The organism is Paracoccus aestuariivivens, assembly GCF_009711225.1.
Lineage (GTDB): Bacteria > Pseudomonadota > Alphaproteobacteria > Rhodobacterales > Rhodobacteraceae > Paracoccus > Paracoccus aestuariivivens.
This window is the reverse complement of sequence record NZ_WMIE01000006.1, coordinates 144,116-161,319: the sequence shown is the minus strand read 5'-3', so window position 1 is coordinate 161,319 and position 17,204 is coordinate 144,116. Positions and strand designations below refer to the sequence as shown.

Annotated in this window: 16 protein-coding genes; 8 read left to right on the top strand and 8 right to left on the bottom strand. The window is 63.7% G+C overall.

The annotated features are described in order from the left end of the window. Positions 1 to 160: 160 nt before the first annotated feature. From GL286_RS12245 to GL286_RS12235, 3 genes are all read left to right on the top strand, one after another. Positions 161 to 1,381 carry a GTP-binding protein gene (locus GL286_RS12245; protein ID WP_155095845.1) on the top strand — a complete coding sequence of 407 codons (1,221 nt, stop codon included), beginning with the start codon at positions 161 to 163 and terminating at the stop codon, positions 1,379 to 1,381. After that, positions 1,378 to 1,695: a DUF6525 family protein gene (locus tag GL286_RS12240; protein WP_343038883.1), complete on the top strand. Its 318-nt coding sequence runs from the start codon at positions 1,378 to 1,380 to the stop codon at positions 1,693 to 1,695. The genes GL286_RS12245 and GL286_RS12240 overlap by 4 nt, the downstream gene beginning before the upstream one ends. Before the next feature lie 75 nt (positions 1,696 to 1,770). Next, positions 1,771 to 2,250: a MarR family winged helix-turn-helix transcriptional regulator gene (locus tag GL286_RS12235; protein WP_246184932.1), complete on the top strand. Its 480-nt coding sequence runs from the start codon at positions 1,771 to 1,773 to the stop codon at positions 2,248 to 2,250. A gap of 2 nt (positions 2,251 to 2,252) precedes the next feature. Here GL286_RS12235 and GL286_RS12230 read toward each other — a convergent pair whose 3' ends face one another. Further along, positions 2,253 to 4,226 (bottom strand): TonB-dependent receptor domain-containing protein, encoded by a 1,974-nt coding sequence (locus GL286_RS12230; RefSeq protein WP_246184931.1) that lies wholly within the window; start codon positions 4,224 to 4,226, stop codon positions 2,253 to 2,255. Between the two features lie 142 nt (positions 4,227 to 4,368). Then, positions 4,369 to 5,037 carry a TetR/AcrR family transcriptional regulator gene (locus GL286_RS12225; RefSeq protein WP_155095844.1) on the bottom strand — a complete coding sequence of 223 codons (669 nt, stop codon included), beginning with the start codon at positions 5,035 to 5,037 and terminating at the stop codon, positions 4,369 to 4,371. 165 nt (positions 5,038 to 5,202) lie between these two features. On the opposite strand from GL286_RS12225, the gene GL286_RS12220 reads away from it, so the two are divergent. From GL286_RS12220 to GL286_RS12205, 4 genes are read left to right on the top strand one after another with little or no spacing between them, the layout of a single operon-like run. Next, complete coding sequence (locus GL286_RS12220; RefSeq protein WP_155095843.1) at positions 5,203 to 6,192, top strand: HlyD family secretion protein; 990 nt, start codon at positions 5,203 to 5,205, stop codon at positions 6,190 to 6,192. Then, complete coding sequence (locus tag GL286_RS12215; protein WP_155095842.1) at positions 6,189 to 7,928, top strand: ATP-binding cassette domain-containing protein; 1,740 nt, start codon at positions 6,189 to 6,191, stop codon at positions 7,926 to 7,928. The genes GL286_RS12220 and GL286_RS12215 overlap by 4 nt, the downstream gene beginning before the upstream one ends. After that, complete coding sequence (locus GL286_RS12210; RefSeq protein WP_155095841.1) at positions 7,925 to 9,046, top strand: ABC transporter permease; 1,122 nt, start codon at positions 7,925 to 7,927, stop codon at positions 9,044 to 9,046. The genes GL286_RS12215 and GL286_RS12210 overlap by 4 nt, the downstream gene beginning before the upstream one ends. Positions 9,047 to 9,049: 3 nt before the next feature. Continuing rightward, positions 9,050 to 10,162: an ABC transporter permease gene (locus GL286_RS12205; RefSeq protein WP_155095840.1), complete on the top strand. Its 1,113-nt coding sequence runs from the start codon at positions 9,050 to 9,052 to the stop codon at positions 10,160 to 10,162. A 15-nt stretch (positions 10,163 to 10,177) separates the two neighbouring features. Here GL286_RS12205 and GL286_RS12200 read toward each other — a convergent pair whose 3' ends face one another. Genes GL286_RS12200 through GL286_RS12190 form a run of 3 tightly spaced genes read right to left on the bottom strand, consistent with a single transcriptional unit; the run spans position 10,178 to position 13,102 of the window. Next, positions 10,178 to 11,479: a TRAP transporter large permease gene (locus tag GL286_RS12200; RefSeq protein ID WP_155095839.1), complete on the bottom strand. Its 1,302-nt coding sequence runs from the start codon at positions 11,477 to 11,479 to the stop codon at positions 10,178 to 10,180. Positions 11,480 to 11,484: 5 nt separating this feature from the next. Next, entirely contained in the window at positions 11,485 to 12,066 is a 582-nt protein-coding gene (locus GL286_RS12195; protein WP_246184930.1) for a TRAP transporter small permease subunit, read from the bottom strand. Position 12,067: 1 nt separating this feature from the next. Then, a complete protein-coding gene (locus GL286_RS12190) occupies positions 12,068 to 13,102 on the bottom strand; it encodes a TRAP transporter substrate-binding protein (protein ID WP_155095837.1) in 1,035 nt (344 codons plus the stop codon). Positions 13,103 to 13,479: 377 nt separating this feature from the next. Here GL286_RS12190 and GL286_RS12185 point away from each other — a divergent pair, with 377 nt between their 5' ends. Next, a complete protein-coding gene (locus GL286_RS12185; RefSeq protein WP_155095836.1) occupies positions 13,480 to 14,421 on the top strand; it encodes a LysR family transcriptional regulator in 942 nt (313 codons plus the stop codon). Positions 14,422 to 14,469: 48 nt separating this feature from the next. Here the strand turns inward: GL286_RS12185 and GL286_RS12180 are convergent, their stop codons facing one another. The 3 genes from GL286_RS12180 to GL286_RS12170 form a co-directional block, all read right to left on the bottom strand. Further along, on the bottom strand, positions 14,470 to 15,513 hold the full coding sequence (locus tag GL286_RS12180) for an NAD(P)-dependent alcohol dehydrogenase (RefSeq protein ID WP_155095835.1): 1,044 nt from the start codon (positions 15,511 to 15,513) through the stop codon (positions 14,470 to 14,472). Positions 15,514 to 15,618: 105 nt separating this feature from the next. Further along, positions 15,619 to 16,707 (bottom strand): alpha/beta hydrolase, encoded by a 1,089-nt coding sequence (locus GL286_RS22520; protein WP_155095834.1) that lies wholly within the window; start codon positions 16,705 to 16,707, stop codon positions 15,619 to 15,621. Positions 16,708 to 16,796: 89 nt separating this feature from the next. Beyond that, complete coding sequence (locus tag GL286_RS12170) at positions 16,797 to 17,192, bottom strand: (R)-mandelonitrile lyase (RefSeq protein ID WP_155095833.1); 396 nt, start codon at positions 17,190 to 17,192, stop codon at positions 16,797 to 16,799. Between the last annotated feature and the right edge of the window lie 12 nt (positions 17,193 to 17,204).

Here is a 17,204-nt window from a genome sequence, read left to right as displayed (position 1 = left end):
TCCGGACCTATTCGCTGGGCGGCATTTTCGCAACGACGCATGTGGTCGGGGGCGGTTTTTCGCCCAGAAACCTGCGCTGGCCGCGCCCGACAGCCCCTTGCAAGGCCCGTTCGCGCCCGCTAATAATGTTACGATATAACATATCAAATTGGAAATACCGATGCCCGTCACAGCCGAACCCCGCGATCACCGCCTGCCCGTCACGGTCCTGTCGGGCTTTCTCGGGGCGGGCAAGACGACGCTTCTGAACCATGTCCTGAACAACCGCGCCGGACGCAGGGTCGCGGTGATCGTCAATGACATGTCCGAGGTGAATATCGACGCCGACCTGATCCGCGCCGGAGCCGAATTGTCGAGATCGCAGGAAAAGCTGGTCGAACTGACCAATGGCTGCATCTGCTGCACCCTGCGTGACGACCTGCTGCAAGAGGTGCGCCGTCTGGCGCATGAGGGGCGTTTCGACTACCTGCTGATCGAATCCACCGGCATCGCCGAGCCGCTTCCGGTGGCCGCGACCTTTGACTTCCGTGATGAAGATGGCGAAAGCCTGTCGGACCTCGCGCGGTTGGACACGATGGTGACGGTCGTCGATGCCGCAAACCTGACGGCCGATTTCTCCAGCCATGATTTCCTGTCGGCACGCGGCGAAAGTCTGGGCGAGGGTGACAACCGGACGCTGGTCGATCTGCTGACCGACCAGATCGAATTCGCCGATGTGATCGTGCTGAACAAGATCAGCGCCGCCGGTCCGCAGAAGCTGGAACAGGCAAGACAGATCATCCGCGCGCTCAATCCCGATGCGCATGTCGTCGAGGCCGACCATGCGCGGGTCGATATGGGCGTGATCCTTGACACGGGACGATTCGATTTCGACAAGGCGCATGAACATCCGCTTTGGGCCAAAGAGCTTTACGGTTTCGCCCATCATGTTCCCGAAACCGAGGAATATGGTGTCTCCTCGTTTGTCTACCGCGCCCGCAGGCCTTTCGATCCCGTTCGTATCCACACGGTCCTGAAGGGCGAACTTTCCGGCGTGATCAGGGCCAAGGGGCATTTCTGGATCGCCACGCGCCCCGACTGGGTCGCTGAATTCAGTCTGGCAGGGGCGGCCGCCACGGTCAGCCCGCTGGGTCGCTGGTGGGCCGGAGTCCCGCGTGATCGTTGGCCGACGCTGACCGACAGTCTGGATGCCGTCGCCGGACATTGGCAGGAGCCGTGGGGCGATCGCAGGCAGGAGCTGGTCTTTATCGGCGCGGGCATGGATCAGGCCGCCATCAGTCAGGCGCTAGATGCGGCGCTGGTCCCGGCCCCGTCCTTCGAACCGGAAAAATGGCAGGGTCTTGACGATCCGTTCCCGAATTGGGGCGCGGATCGGGCGTGACGCGACCGACCACGCCCCTTGCCGACCGGACGCGCGCCATGCCGCCCGCGAACAACCTCGCCTCGTCGCTGCGAAAGCGCCGGAACGCGGCCCCGATGGACAGTTTCGACCGGCTGCCGAAAGAGTTGCGGCAATGGTTGGCGCAAGCCGCATTGCCGTGGAGCCCGCGCTCGGTCAGGCGGATCTGGCACGAGGCCACCCGTTGCGGCGGGGCGGGCTTTGCCGATGCGCTGGCGCGATTGGCCGCCGCCGAGCGTCGGGCGTTGCGTCGGGACAGTCGGGATATCTGGGGACAGGATTATCCCTGCGACTGATGGCGCGGGTCTTCCGCCTCTCGCGATCCTGCTTCAGGTCGGGTATCGTGACGCCAGTTCAGTCAGGATATCGCTTTGCTTGCCCCCCAGACGCCAGCCGACGGCCAGCCGCAATTCGGCGATGGAAATCCCAGAACCGCCTATAACCGCGTGTTCTTCGGGCTGATGCGGGTGCAGCGCAGCCTGATGCCCGAGATCGAGAAAAGCCTGCGCGAACTGGGTATCCGTGATCCGGTCTGGTACGAGATCCTTTACGCGGTCGAACAGGCGGGCGAGGGCGGCGTGCAGATGCTGTCGCTGCAGGAACGCCTGTGCATTCCGCAATATGCCCTGTCGCGCCATGTCGCCCGGATGGAGGATGCGGGCCTGATCCGGCGTGAGGCCGTGGCGGGGGCGGGCAGGGGCCAGAACCTTTACCTGACCGAGGCATCGCGCGGCCTGCAGGACCGCGTGTGGCAGGTCTATGTCGAGCGCATTCAGGCCGCCATCGGCCCGCATATGACAACGGACGAGGCCTATGACCTCGTCCGCTACCTGAACAGATTGTATAGCTGAACCTAGAAGCGCATCGTCGCGACGACCGAAACCGTCCGCCCCGGTTCGTAAAGCGGGGTCACGCTGGAATAGTCCTGACCATAGGTGGCGCGGTCGGCATATTCCTTGTCGAACAGGTTGTCGATCTGGCCGCGGATCACCAGCCCCTCGACCGAAGCCGAGGCATATTCGGTGAACAGGTTCAGCACGCCATATCCGGGAATGCCCTGATCGGCATCGACCTCCTGATCGTCATAGGCCTGCGCGGCCTCGATGCTGCCGCCAAAGGTGAACGCGCTGCCCGAGGGGGTGTGCTGCACTTCTAGCGCCAGAATTCCGCCCAAAGGCGCGCCCAGATCGACGGCGGCATAGCTGTCCGTGCCGGTCCCGTTCACCTCGAACGTGCTGTAGGAATAGCTGGCCCGCAGGAAGCCGTCGCCCCAGCCATAGCCCAGACCAAGGTTGAAGCCACGGCTTTCGGCATCGGCGTTCCCGTTCTCGCGGAAGCTGCTGACGCGGGCATCGTCGATCCTGGTCAGGAACAACTCGCCGTCCACGGTCAGATCGCCTGACTCGTAATCGAAGCCCAGCGTGTAGTTTTCGGCGCGGGCGGCTTTCAGGCCGGAATAGTCCCAATCCGGATTGAAGATGAAGTTGTCCTCGAGCGTGACGCCACCGAAGACCGACGATATCCCGCCGCGCAGTTTCAGGGTCTCGGTCACGGCATAGGACAACGAGGCATTGCCGCTGAAGCCCGAATAGCTGTCCTGCCAGCCGCTCGTGCCGGTGAAGTCCTGACGGTCCCAGCGCGCGCCGAACGAGACCGAAAGCCGGTCGCTGGGCTCAAGCCGCGCCTGCGCGTAGATGCCGATGTTTTCCGCGCTTTCCGTGACATCGCCCGAGGCGTCGTCGCGGTAGCGGCTATCGCGGTCGTAATAGTCCAGACCGGCCGTGACGCTGTCGGTCGCCGAAAGGTGGAAGCGGTTCTCGATCGTCACCGAGGTCGTCTTGTTCAGGCCCCGACTGGTGCCAAGTTCCGGTTCAAGCGGCTGGGCAACGCCGATATCGACTTCGGAATAGCCGATGACGACACGGGGGTCCCAGATCCCCTCGGCCTGCGTGTTCTGGTAGGATAGCGCATAGGTGCGGCGGTCGGTGTCGTAGTTGCGCAGCGGAAAGGGCCTGCCGTCGCTGACGAAATTCGCGCGATAGGGGCGCAGCGCATTGTCCTGCATCCGCTGGCCCGAAAGCTCGAAACGGTGGCCGTCCTCGGTTTCGTAGGCGAATTTCAGCAGCCCGCTTTGCAGGTCGGCGGCCGATCCCTCGACCGTGTCGCCCGCGCCGGTTTCATAGTCGTCGCCCGTGGCGGATTTCAGATAACCCAGCCATTCGAAACCGCCGTAACGTCCGGCAAGCGTCCCCGAGCGACCAAAGGTCTGGCCGTTATCGGCATAGGACAGGCGGATATTGCCGCCGATATTCCGGCCCTCGGCAAGGATGTCGCCCGCATCGACGGTTTCCATCACCACCGCGCCCGCCATGGCATTCGGGCCGGCATCGGCGGCGGCGACACCGGCATCGACGCGGACGAATTTCATCAGCCCCGGATCGAAGGCATTGGCCGAGACATGGTGGAAGATGCGGTTGTTCTGCATGACCCCATCAACCGTGACCGACAGGTTCAGCATATCGACGCCGTTGACGAATATCTTCTGCGCGACCGGAATCGCGCCTCCGACCGAAACCGAGGCGATGCCCGCGAACAGATCCTTCAGATCCCCCATCCGCGCACGGTCGAGTTCCGCATCGGCGACATATTCGCTGGTACCGCGATCCGCAGCGTTTCCGTCATCGTCGCGGGCGCGCATGACCAGCGGGTCCAGCATCACGGATTGTCCGCTGGGTGGCACAGTGTCGGGCGAGGTGCTTTGGGCCAAGGCAGGCAGCGGAGCCGCTGCCATCAGGATTGTCGTTGCCAGAATTCGTTCGCGCGCCATTCTCGTCTCCTGAGGGTGGATTGGCTTGGAACGACGGTTCTTGGCTATTTCCCCGCGCCTAGCATGGCGAATGCAAACATGCAAATGCATGTTTTTGGCGGATGCAAGGAATCGCGGCTTGAACGGCTGGGCGTGCCCCGATCTAGCCGGATGACGCGCGGAAGCTCCGGCTGATCGCCTCTAGTCCGCCGATGGCGTAGCTGTGCAGATGCGCGACCAGTTCCTCGAACGGGGCTTCGAAGATCTTCTCGCCGATGGGGGTGGCGCTGCGCCCGAGCAGAACGAAAGCGGCGCAGGGCGCGGCGATGCAGGGCAGGCAGCGCAGCAGCGCCGGATGGTCCAGCGGGATCGCGGTGATTTCGCTGATCACAGGCAGGATGACCTGAAGCTTCGGCAGGACTTCCTGAGTTTGCAGGACGTGCAGATGCGACGAGGGCGAGATGATCTCGCGTCCCAGAACCACCATCGGCCATTGCACCTGTCCGGAACGACCGCCCAGAAGAAACCGGATCAGGTTCTTCAGCTTGTCCTGCGCCGGACCATCGCTGGCAACGAGTTGCTCAAGATCGTGCAGATCGGCGATCCGGCGGTGGGCCTCGGTCAGAACGGCCTGATACAGGCCCGAGCGGTCCCGGAAATGGTAGTTGATCGAGGCCAGATCGACCTCGGCCTCGGCGGCGATATCCTTGCTGGTGGTGTCGGCAAAGCCCGAGGCCGCGAAGCGCTCGCCCGCAACGGCAAGGATGCGGGCGCGGGTGGCCTCGCCATCGGTGCGGGTCGCGCGTCGTTTCCGTGTCGTGGTCTTGCTCATCTCAATCCGGTCTTCGCAGCATGGGAGAACGCCTTCTACGCGCAGGGGGGCCGTCGGAACAAGGCGATGTGCCAGAACGACAGGCTAGACTTTAATCCGAATTTAATCTAAAAGCAATTTAGACTAAGTGCAGATCCGCATCCTTGGACCTTCAGGGGCATCCCCATGAAAAAAATCCTGCCCATCCTTGTTGTCGCCGCTCTGGCTGTCGGCGGCTGGTTCTGGTGGCAGCAGCGCAACGCGGGCGAAGCGGACGGGCTGACGCTTTACGGCAATGTCGATATCCGGCAGGTCGCGCTGGCCTTTGACGGCAGCGGCCGCATCACGGAACTTGCCGCGCAGGAAGGCGACAGGGTCAGGGCCGGAGAGGTGATCGCGCGGCTGGACATGCAGGCGCTGCAACTTCAGGCCAAGGCGCAAGAGGCCGTGGTCGAGGCCCAGCGACAGGCCCTGCTGCAATTGCAGGCCGGTTCGCGCCCCGAGGAAATCGCGCAGGCCCGCGCCAAGGTCGCCTCGGCCAAGGCTTCGGCGGAACTGGCCAATCTGCAACGCGACCGCGCCGCGCGTCTGGTGACTTCGCGGACCGCCAGCCAGCAGGATCTGGACCGCACCGAATCCGAGGCCAAGGCCGCGAACGCCGCCGTCGATCAGGATTCCGCCGCGCTGGATCTGATCCTTGCAGGCGCGCGCCCCGAAGAAATCGCTGCCGCAGAAGCGAAGCTGCGCGAGGCCGAGGCCCAGCTCGAGCTTTTGCGACACAATATCGCCTTGGGCGAATTACGCGCGCCCGCTGATGCGGTGATCCGTTCGCGCCTGCGCGAACCCGGCGATATGGCAAGCGCGCAATCTCCGGTCTATGCGCTGGCCTTGACTGATCCGAAATGGATCCGCGTCTATGTCCGCGAGGCCGATCTGGGCCGCATCCGCCCCGGCATGGCAGCGCAGATCGTGACCGACAGCTTTCCCGATCAGCCGGTCGCGGGCGTGGTCGGCTATATCTCGTCGGTGGCCGAGTTCACCCCGAAATCCGTCCAGACCGAGGAATTGCGCACCAGCCTTGTCTACGAGGTCCATATCAACGTCGCGGACAAGGAAGACCGGCTGCGCCTTGGCCAGCCGGTGACGGTCCGGCTGGATGACGGGGCCGCCCCATGACCGCCGCGCCTGTCGAGGCCACGGCCCTGCGCAAAAGCTTTCGCGACAAGGATCTTGGCGAGATCACCGCGATAGACGGTTTGTCTTTGTCGGTCAGGCAGGGCGAGTTGACCGCGCTGGTCGGTCCCGATGGCGCGGGCAAGACCACATTGATGCGGATGTTCGCGGGCCTGCTGAAGCCCGATCAGGGCAGTCTGCACGTCCTTGGCATCGACGTCGCGCGCGACCCGCAGCAGGTGCAGGACCGGATCAGTTACATGCCGCAGCGCTTCGGTCTGTACGAGGATCTGAGCGTTCAGGAAAATCTGGACCTTTACGCCGATCTGCATGGCGTGCCGCAGGACCAGCGCCGCGACCGTTTCGCGCGGATGCTGGAAATGACCGACATGGCGCGCTTTACCGCGCGTCCGGCGGGCAAGCTTTCGGGCGGGATGAAGCAGAAGCTGGGCCTTGCCTGCACGCTGGTGCGCTCTCCCGATCTGCTGCTGCTGGATGAGCCCAGCGTCGGCGTCGATCCCCTGTCGCGCCGCGACCTGTGGAAGATCGTGCTGCAGCTTGTCGATGACGAGGGGCTAAGCGTCATCGTCAGCACCTCGTATATGGACGAGGCCGAGCGTTGCGCGCAGGTCCATGTCATGCATCGGGGGCGGCTTCTGGCCACGGGTACGCCAGCGGAGCTGCGCGAAAAGGCGCGTGGCCTGACCTTCGTCGCGACCCCGATTGCGGGCATGCCGGCGCGGGATTTGCAGGCACGGCTGATCGACGTGCCCGATCTGGTCATCGACGCGGTTCCGCAGGGTGGCAATGTCCGCTTCATCCGCAGGCCCGAGGCCGACGCGGCGCGACTGGCCGGATTGCTTGATGGCGCCTCGAGCGCGTCGCGCCCCGAGGAATTGGAGGACAGTTTCATGATCCTCTTGCGCGAGCAGGATCAGGGCGCGTCACCCGTCGCGACCGACATGCCGCCCTCGGGCGCGGCAGATAACGGCCAGCCGGTGATTGTCGTGCGTGATCTGGTCCGCAAGTTCGGCGATTTCACCGCCGTCGCCAGCACCTCGTTTCAGGTCGGGCGGGGCGAGATTTTCGGCCTGCTCGGCCCGAATGGCGCAGGCAAGACGACGACGTTCAGGATGCTGTGCGGGCTTTTGCCCGCGACCAGTGGCCAGCTTGAGGTGGCGGGGCGCAACCTGCGCGTCGCGCGGGCGCAGGCACGGGCGCGGATCGGCTATGTGGCGCAGAAATTCGCGCTTTACGGCAATCTTTCGGTGCGCCAGAACCTTGAATTCTTCGGCGGCGCCTATGGGCTGGGGGGCAGATTGCTGCGCGACCGCATCGCCCAGACCGTCCGTCAGTTCGACCTTGATCCCGCCGCGCAAAGCGGTCTGCTGCCCGCTGGCTACAAGCAGCGGCTTGCCATGGCGACCGGACTGCTGCACCGCCCCGAGATCCTGTTTCTGGACGAGCCGACCAGCGGTATCGACCCGCTGGCCCGACGCGCCTTCTGGCGGAGGATCACGTCGCTGGCCAAGGGCGGCGTCACCATCATCGTCACCACCCATTTCATGGAAGAGGCCGAATATTGCGACCGCATCGCCATTCAGGACGCGGGCGAGATGCTGGCCATCGGCACGCCGCAGCAGGTCCGTGAACTGGCGGGCGATGCGGGGGCGCGGGACATGAACAGCGCCTTCATCGCCATCGTCGAGACCGCCCGCGCCCGACGCGAGGCGGCATGAGCGGCGCGCGCACCCGCCTGATCGCGCTGACCCGCAAAGAGGTCCGCCAGATGCTGCGCGACCGCAGCAACCTGATCGTCGGACTGGCCCTGCCGGTCGTGCTGATCCTGCTGTTCGGCTACGGGCTGTCCTTTGACGTGACGGATGCCCGCATTGCCGTGGTGATGGAGGACAGTTCCGCCGCCACGATGAATGCCGTGGCAGGGCTGGCGGGCTCGGATTATCTCAGCCCGATCTGGACCCATTCCATGCCCGAGGCCGAGGCCCTGATCCGCGCGGGTCAGGCCGACGCGATCCTGCGCGTGCCCGCCGAGTTCACCCGCGATCTGTTGCACGGGCAGGGCCATCTGCAACTGATCCTGAACGGTGTCGATTCCAACACCGCGCAATCCATCGAAAGCTACGCCACCGGCGCGATCCAGACGGCGCTGGCCCATATCTCGGACCGGCAGGGCGGGCCTGCGGCCTCGGCCAGCGTCGCGATTGTCCAGCGGACATGGTTCAACGAGGCGGGAAACAGCACATGGTTCCTTGTCCCCGGCCTGATCGTGCTGGTGATGACCCTGATCGGAGCCTTCCTGACCTCGCTTCTGATCGCGCGGGAATGGGAGCGCGGGACGCTGGAATCCCTGTTCGTCACCCCCGCCCGCCCGATCGAGATGGTGCTGGCAAAGCTTGCCCCCTATCTGGTGATCGGGGTGATCGACCTTACCATGTGCCTGATCGCCGCGAAATTCGTCTTCGGCGTACCGATACGCGGATCGCTTTGGATTATCATCCTGTCCTCGCTTCTGTATCTGCTGGTGTCGCTGGCCTTGGGGCTGGTGATCTCGGGCGTGACAAGGAACCAGTTCGCTGCCAGCCAGATGGCGCTGTTGGCCAGTTTCATGCCCGCGCTGATGCTGTCGGGCTTTGTGTTCGACCTGCGCAACGTGCCCGTCGCCATGCAGGTGATCAGCAACCTGTTGCCCGCCACGCATTTCATGGGGTTGATCAAGACCCTGTTCATGGCGGGGGATTACTGGCCGCAGATCCTGCGCGCCAACCTGACACTTGCCGCCTATGCGGTGGTGCTGGTCGTGATCGCGACCCGCACGCTTGCGAAGAAACTGGACTGAGCCATGCAGGCCTTGCTGTTGTATATCGCCCAGACCTTCGCGCTGATCCGCAAGGAAATGCTGGCGCTGCTGAAAGACCCGTCGAGCCGCGCCCTGCTATTCGCGCCCGCGCTGATGCAGACGCTGCTATTCGGCTATGGCGCGACCTATGACCTGACCCATGCGCCCTTTGCCGTGCTGGACCAAAGCCGCAGCGCGGCCTCGGTCGAGATCACGGCGCGGATCGAGGGAACCGGCGTGTTCTCGCGCGTGGCCACTCTGGACAACGCATCCCAGATCGCCCAGCAGATCGACAGCGGCAAGGCCCTGCTGGTCGTGGTCTTTCCCGCCGATTTCGAATCCCGTCTAGCCGCCGGAACGGAATCCCCGATGCAGGTGATCCTGGACGGGCGCAACTCCGCGACTTCGGGCGCGGCGGCAGGGCAGGTCGCTGCCATCGTCGCGGCCTATAACCAGTCGCTGGGCGCGGGTCCGCCCGTGACCATCACGCGGAGGGCGTGGTTCAACCCGAATTTCGAATCCCGCTGGAACCTGATGCCCGCGATGATCGCCTCGCTCAGCATGTTGCAGACCCTGATGATCGCGGCGCTATCGGTGGCGCGCGAACGCGAGCAGGGGACGTTCGACCAGTTGCTGGTGACGCCGCTGACGCCCTCACAGATCCTGATCGGCAAGGCGCTGCCCGCGATTTTCGTCGGGCTGGCACAATCGACGATCATCTTCCTGATCATCCTGTTCTGGTTCCGCATCCCGATGGCCGGATCGGTCTGGCTGCTTTATGGCGGGCTTTTGACCTTCACGGTGGCGGCTGTTGGCATCGGGTTGTCGATCTCGGCGGTGTCGTTGAGCATGCAGCAGGCGATGCTTTACACCTTCATGCTGGTCATGCCGCTGATGCTGTTATCGGGGCTGCTCACTCCGGTGCGGAACATGCCGCATGTGCTGCAGGTCGTGACCTATCTGAACCCGCTGCGTTTCGGCATCGACATCGTCCGCCGCGTCTATCTGGAGGGCGCGGGTTTTGCCGATGTCGCGCCGAATTTCCTGCCGCTTGTCGCGGTTGCGGCCGTGACCCTGCCGCTGGCGGCATGGCTGTTCCGCAACCGGCTTGGCTAGGCCCGAAGGTCCCTGTCAGGCTCCCACGGACGGAAGCCACAGCACGATCTGGGGAAAGGCACAGATCGCGGCCACCAGCAGCAGGATGCAGCCGATAAAGGGGATGACTCCGGCGATGACGGTGGCGACCGATCCCTTGCCGCGCACGCTTTGCACCACATAAAGGTTCATCCCGACCGGAGGCGTGACCAGCGCCAGTTCGCACATCATCACAAGGAAGATGCCGAACCAGATGCTGTCATATCCCAGCGAGATCATCACCGGCAGCACGATGGGAATGGTGGCGATCATCATCGCCAGCGCATCCAGAAAGCAGCCCAGCACCAGATAGATCGCGACAAGGATCACCAGCATCAGCCACGGCGCGACATCCAGTTCGGCGACAAAGGCCGAGACCTGCGACGGAACACCCAGCACGCCAAGGATGAAGTTCAGGTAGAAGGCCGCGACCAGTATCAGCAGCGTCATCGCGGTGGTGGTGACGGTGGACAGCATCGACTCGCGCAGCATGGGCAGGTTCAGATCCCCGCTGCATCCGACAAGGACCAGCGCCGCGACGACGCCGACGGCGGCGGCCTCGGTCGGGGTGGCAAAGCCGGTATAGATCGAGCCCATGACCAGCACGAACACGAATAGCGGCGGCAACAGGTCCATCAGGGTGGCGCGGCGCTCGGACCAGGGGGCCAGATTTTGCCGGCCTCCGGCGATCGCGGGATTGATCATCGCCGCGATGATGATGGTGATGGCAAACAGCGCGGCCAGCAGCAGACCCGGCAGCACCCCCGCCGTGAACAGCGCCCCGATCGAGGTATTGGTGATCGCGCCATAGATGATGAGGTTGATCGAGGGCGGGATCAGAATCCCCAGTGTCGCGCCCGAGGCGATGGTCCCCGCCACCCATGTTTCCTTGTAGCCCTCGGAGCGGAAGGTCGGGAAGGCAACCGTTCCGATTGTCGCCGCTGTCGCTACAGACGAGCCCGAGATCGCCGCAAAGACCGTCGAGGCCGCGATATTCGTGTGCAAAAGACCGCCCGGCAGCGGGCGCAGCCAGCCCGACAGCGCGCGGTACATCCGCTCGGTCACGCCGCCACGGACAAGGATCTCGCCCATGAAGACGAACAGCGGGATCGCGACGAGCAGGAAATTGTTCAGCGTGCCCCACATCATCGTCCCGAACGGACGCAGCATGGTATCGCCGAAGAACCAGACCGCGCTGAGAAGGGCGACGCCGAACAGCGCGGTGGCGATATGCTGTCCGATGAACAGCAACCCCAGAAGCAGCACGAAGCCGAATGCGATATCACCGATGCCAAGCATTCCCGTCACCCCTCCTGCGCGACATATTCGCCGACTTCGTCCTGAACCGTCGGAGGTCCGTAGATCCGCGACACCGCGTCGAGGTCCAGCGACATCAGCCACGCGCCATGCAGCGCCATGGCCAAGGCGGTGATCGCAAATTGCACCAGCCCGACCAGCCACAACCCTTGCGGAACCCAAAGCGGCGTTTGCAGGGGCGTGTTGGTCACCGCGCCGAAACGCAATGTCGCGGCCAGTTCGCCATAGGCATGCCACGCCATGAACAGCGCAAAGCCCGCAAGGCTGGCATGGGCCAGCACATGCAGCGCCGCGCGAAGCCGGATGCCGAAAAAGCGGAAGCCCAGATCGATCCGCGGGTGGGCGCGCTTGACCAGCGCCCATGACAGTCCCAGCGATCCGCATAGTGCAAGGACATAGCCACCCAATTCGTCGGTGCCTTGCAGCGAATAGCCGAACAGGCTGCGCCCAAGGACATCGACGACAATCAGGACCGCAAGGATGGCAACCGCCGCTCCCGCCACAAGGGCGCAGACCATGGCCAGTTGGTTGAGAATGCGCAAAGCAAGCGGCGGATGCGGCATGATCATCTTAGCGGATTTCCAGCCCGCGCGCCTTGCCTACCGTCGCGTTCCAGATGCTGGTGCATTCGGGATAGCTGGCGGTGCAGCGCTCGGCCCATTCCGGCAGGATCTTCTCTGAGGCGATGGATGCGACCTTGGCCTTGTCCGCATCGCTGACTGGCACCAGCGTCATGTCGTATTTGGTGTAGATCCCGCCCTCGGGGCAGGTTCCGCCGGTCGAGCAGGTCTCGGCGGTGTCGTTGGTCGCGACAGCAAGCGCCCAGAGTTCGTCCTCCATCTGTTTCAGATCGGTCTCAAGCGCGGTGCGCTCGGCCTCGGGCAGCGCGTTCAGCCATTCCAGATTGACCAGATGGGCTTGGACCGAACCTGAAACCGACAGCGGATACAGGTATTTGGTCACTTCGGGCCATTTGCCGGTGTTCGACGACGTCGGCGAGGTCACCCCGCAGGAGGCCACGCCACGTTGCAGGGCCGGATAGACCTCGGGGAAGCTCAGCGTGACCGGAGTCGCACCCAGATTTTCCAGCAGCGTCGACATCGAGGCCGTGAACGAGCGCACCTTCAACCCGTTCAGGCCGGACAGATCGTCAAGCTTCTGGTTGCACAGAAAGACCTGCGGCCCGAAAGGCCAGATCGCCAGAGCCTTGACGCCGAATTTCTCGCCCAGCCGGTCGTTGAACGCCTCACGATAGGCGTCAACCGCCGGTTTCAATTCGTCCATGCTGGTCGAGACGCCGATCAGATCCAGCCCCTCAAGGAAGGGATCGTCCTTGGCCACGCTGCCGACCTGCGTCGTCGCCAACTGGAACGCTCCCGAGCCGACCAGCCGCAAGGCGTCGGCAAGGTTCAGGCCAAGCACCTGAAACTCGTTGCGCTCGACAGTGAATCCGGCGGCGGTGGCGCGTTCGATCGCGGCAGCTTCGATGGGAAACTGGGCGTTCTTTTCCTGCGTCTGGGTCAGCCAGCGCAAGGTTTCGGAATGGGCGGGTACGGCAAGAAGGCCAGCGGCGGCAAGCGCGATGACCGGAAGCGACGTCTTCATGCAGTTTCTCCGGTGGTGATGGGGCGGGATATGGCTTGGCTTATGCGACATGTCGGATCTTGAATATTCGGATTGGCAAATACCGACTATTTGCAAATTGCTAATATGGCGCGTTGATCTTTCCTATTTATCTGATGCAACAATATAATCCTGCCGTATTTGTGGCGCGGCGGGCGCGAATACCGAAACTGCCTTCCGGACAATTGGCCGGATAATTTCCGGCATCTGCAATAATAACAGACAGAGTGTCGTGAATATGGGCGGTTGATATATCGCATAACCCATGTCGCCAGCGGCCAGGCTTATTTCGCGCGACCGATCCGGCATTCCCTTGGGATCATCGGACCCGCGCGGCAACAGGAGAGCGGCTGACAGGAATGAACGGTCTTGGACAAAACCCGCTGAACTATCATCTGCTCAACGCTCTCAAGGTGCTGCTGGACGAACAATCCGTCACCCGCGCCGCCAATCGTCTGCAGATGTCGCAACCTGCGGCCAGTCTGATCCTACGGCAACTGCGCGAGATCTTCGGCGATCCCCTGCTGGTTCGGGCAGGCGGCGGCATGGTCCGCACCGAGCGGGGCGAGCAGTTGCGCGGGGCCGCGCGGCAATTGCTGGCCGAAATGGACAGCCTGCTGGTCAGTCCCGATGACTTCACCCCTGCCGAGAGCCGCGCGACCTTCACCATCGCGATGCCCGACCACATCCTGCCGCAGATGTTCAATGGCGTCATGCGCGAGTTCCGCAGGCAGGCCCCCTTGGCGCGCCTGTCGATCCGCGCGCTGGGACCGGACAATGACTTCGAGGGGGCGCTGGCCTCGGGGGCGACCGATCTGGTCATCTCGAACTGGCCGACCCCGCCGGATTATCTGCGCATCGCCCCCCTGTTCGAGGACGAGTTCGTCTGCGTCGTGGACAAGGACCATCCTTTCGCGAAATCTCCGCCGACATTGCAGGACTATTTCGCCGCAAGCCATGTCGCGCCCGGAGATTACGCCATCGCGCATCGTGGCGTGGTCGAAACCTTTCTGACCGAAAACAAGCTGGCCCGGGAAAGGCGGGTGGTCGTCGGTTATTTCTCGATGGCGCCCTATCTGGTTCCGGGCACGGATCTGGTATTTACCGTGACGCGAAGGTTCGCGGAACATTTCGCCGGTTTTCTGCCTCTGGCGATCGTGCCCTCTCCGGTCGTTTATCCGCCGGTGGCGTTCTATCAACTCTGGCACGAACGGATGCAGCATTCGCCGATGCATCGCTGGTTCCGCCATCTGGTCGGCTCGATGAAGCGGCTCAGCGCCGATCAGCCTTACAGGAATTAGGCTCCGGCCCGCAGGAAGGGGCCGGAGCCGGTCCGGTTGCGACCGGCGTCACATCGTGGCGATATCCATGACGAAGCGGTATTTCACGTCGCCCTTCAGCATCCGCTCATAGGCGGTTTCGATCTGGTCGGCGCGGATCATCTCGATATCGGCGGTGATGCCGTGCTCGGCGCAGAAATCCAGCATTTCCTGCGTTTCGGGAATGCCGCCGATCATCGAGCCGGCAAGGCCGCGCCGCTTCATGATCAGGTTGAAGACATTCGGGCTGGGATGGGGCGTGGCGGGCGCGCCCACCAGCGTCATCGTGCCGTCGCGTTTCAGCAGCGTCAGGAACGCGTCCAGATCATGCGGGGCGGCGACGGTGTTCAGGATGAAATCGAAGCTTTTCGCATGATCCGCCATTTCCCCGGGATTGCGCGAGACCACCACCTCGTCGGCACCAAGGGCCTTGGCGTCGTTGCGTTTGCTCTCGGATGTCGTGAAGGCCACCACATGCGCCCCCATGGCATGGGCAAGCTTGATCCCCATATGGCCAAGCCCGCCGATGCCGACGACGCCGACCTTCTTGCCCGGACCCGCGCCCCAGTGCCTCAGCGGCGAATAGGTGGTGATGCCCGCGCAAAGCAGCGGAGCCACGGCGGCAAGCTGGTCCTCGGGATGGGTGATCTTCAGGACATAGCGTTCATGCACGACGAGTTGCTGCGAGTAGCCGCCAAGCGTATGGCCGGGCGCGTCCGGTGTTGGCGCGTTATATGTGCCGATCATGCCGTCGCAGTAATTTTCCAGCCCATCGTCGCATTCGGCGCAATGCTGGCAGCTATCGACGATGCAGCCGACGCCGACCAGATCGCCCTCCTTGTGATGCGTGACATGGTTGCCGACGGCGGCGACGCGACCGACGATCTCGTGCCCCGGAACGCAGGGATAGACGGTTCCGGCCCATTCGCTGCGGGCCTGATGCAGGTCGGAATGGCAGATGCCGCAATAAAGGATCTCGATCTGCACATCATGCGCCCCGACGGCGCGGCGGGAGATGTTCAAAGGGGCAAGCGGCTGGTCCGCTGCCGGAGTGCCATAGGCTTTGACGTCCATGCGGAGTCTCCTTGCTGGAAATGGTCAGGTGTCGCGACCCTGCCGCGACACCCGTTGAAAGGTCTTCTATCCGGTCCATGCCGGAATCTCGTGACGCCCGCCCGATCAGGCGAGGTGCTGGTCAAAGAACGCCTGCAGCCTGTCGAAGGGGATGACATCCGTGCGGTCATAAAGATCGACGTGGTCGGCACCCGCGATGATCAACAACTCTTTCGGTTCGGCGGCAGTGGCAAAGGCATCCTCGCTGAAATAGCGCGAATGCGCGTTCTCGCCCGCGATCAGCAGCATGGGGCGCGGCGAGACCTCGGCGATATAGGTCAGCAGCGGCATGTTCATGAAGGAAAGCGCATTGGTCACCGTCCAGCCCGTGGTCGAGTTGACCGAGCGTTCGTGGAAGCCGCGGGGTGTCTTGTAATAGGCATGGTACATGCGGATGACCGGATCGTCGATGCCGTCCAGCGTCTCGGGCAGACCACCCGCCAGCGCAGGAGCGCCCGTTTCGGCATCGGTCCAACGCTGGGCACTCATTTGTTCCAGTGCGGCGCGGCGCTGATCCGGAGTCATCGCATCGTAATAGCCCCGCGCCATGACACGCGACATGTCGTACATGCTGGCCACCGCGACGGCCTTGACCCGCTTGTCGACCGCGACGGCATTCAGTGCCATGCCGCCAAATCCGCAGATGCCGATGATCCCGAGGCGGGCACGATCGACCTGCGGCAGCAGGCCCAGAAAATCGATCGCGGCGCCAAAGTCCTCGGTATTGATGTCGGGCGAGGCGACGGGCCAGCCCACGGCCTGACTTTCGCCGGTATAGGACGGATCGAAGGCCATCGTTGCAAAGCCGCGCTCGGCCATGGTCTGGGCATAGAGGCCCGAGGACTGTTCCTTGACCGCGCCAAAGGGGCCTGCGACGGCAAGGGCGGGTAGCGGGCCGGTCGCGTCCTTGGGCAGGTAAAGATCGCCCGTCAGCGCGATGCCGTAACGGTTGGTGAAATTGACCTTCCGGTGATCGACCTTGTCGCTTTTCGGAAAGGTCTTGTCCCAGTCGCTGGCGCTTTGGGCGGCAGCAGGTCCGGCAGCAAATGCCGACGCGGCCAGAACGCCTGCTCCCGCGCCGGTCAGTTGCAGCAGACTGCGGCGGTCGATGCGGGATGCGGGCCGTTCATCATGGGTCGGGGCGTGTTCGGTCATGGGGTCTCTCCGGTCGGGGGCAAAGCTGGGGTGTCGGGCGCCAAGGGGCTGGCGTCCGCGAAATGCCGGATAGGGTCGGTCAGGCTAGGTCAGGCGCCGTATTGCGCGTCGCTGACATGCTCCATCCAGTCGACGACCTTGCCGTTCTGGACTTCCTGAATGGCGATATGGGTCATGGCGTTCTGCGGAGCCGCGCCATGCCAGTGCTTCTCACCGGGGGCGAAAAACACCACGTCGCCGGGGCGGATTTCCTCGATGGGGCCGCCCTCGCGCTGGCAGCGGCCAAGACCGGCGGTGACGTAGATCGTCTGTCCCAGCGGATGGGTGTGCCATGCGGTGCGTGCGCCCGGCTCGAATGTGACGCTTGCGCCCTGAACGCGCCCGGGTGCGGCGGGGTTGAACAGCGCGTCGATCCGGACCGTTCCGGTGAACCATTCGGCGGGCCCGACACGAGAGGGCGTGCTGCCGGCGCGGAATATCTCCATCTTTCTTCTCCT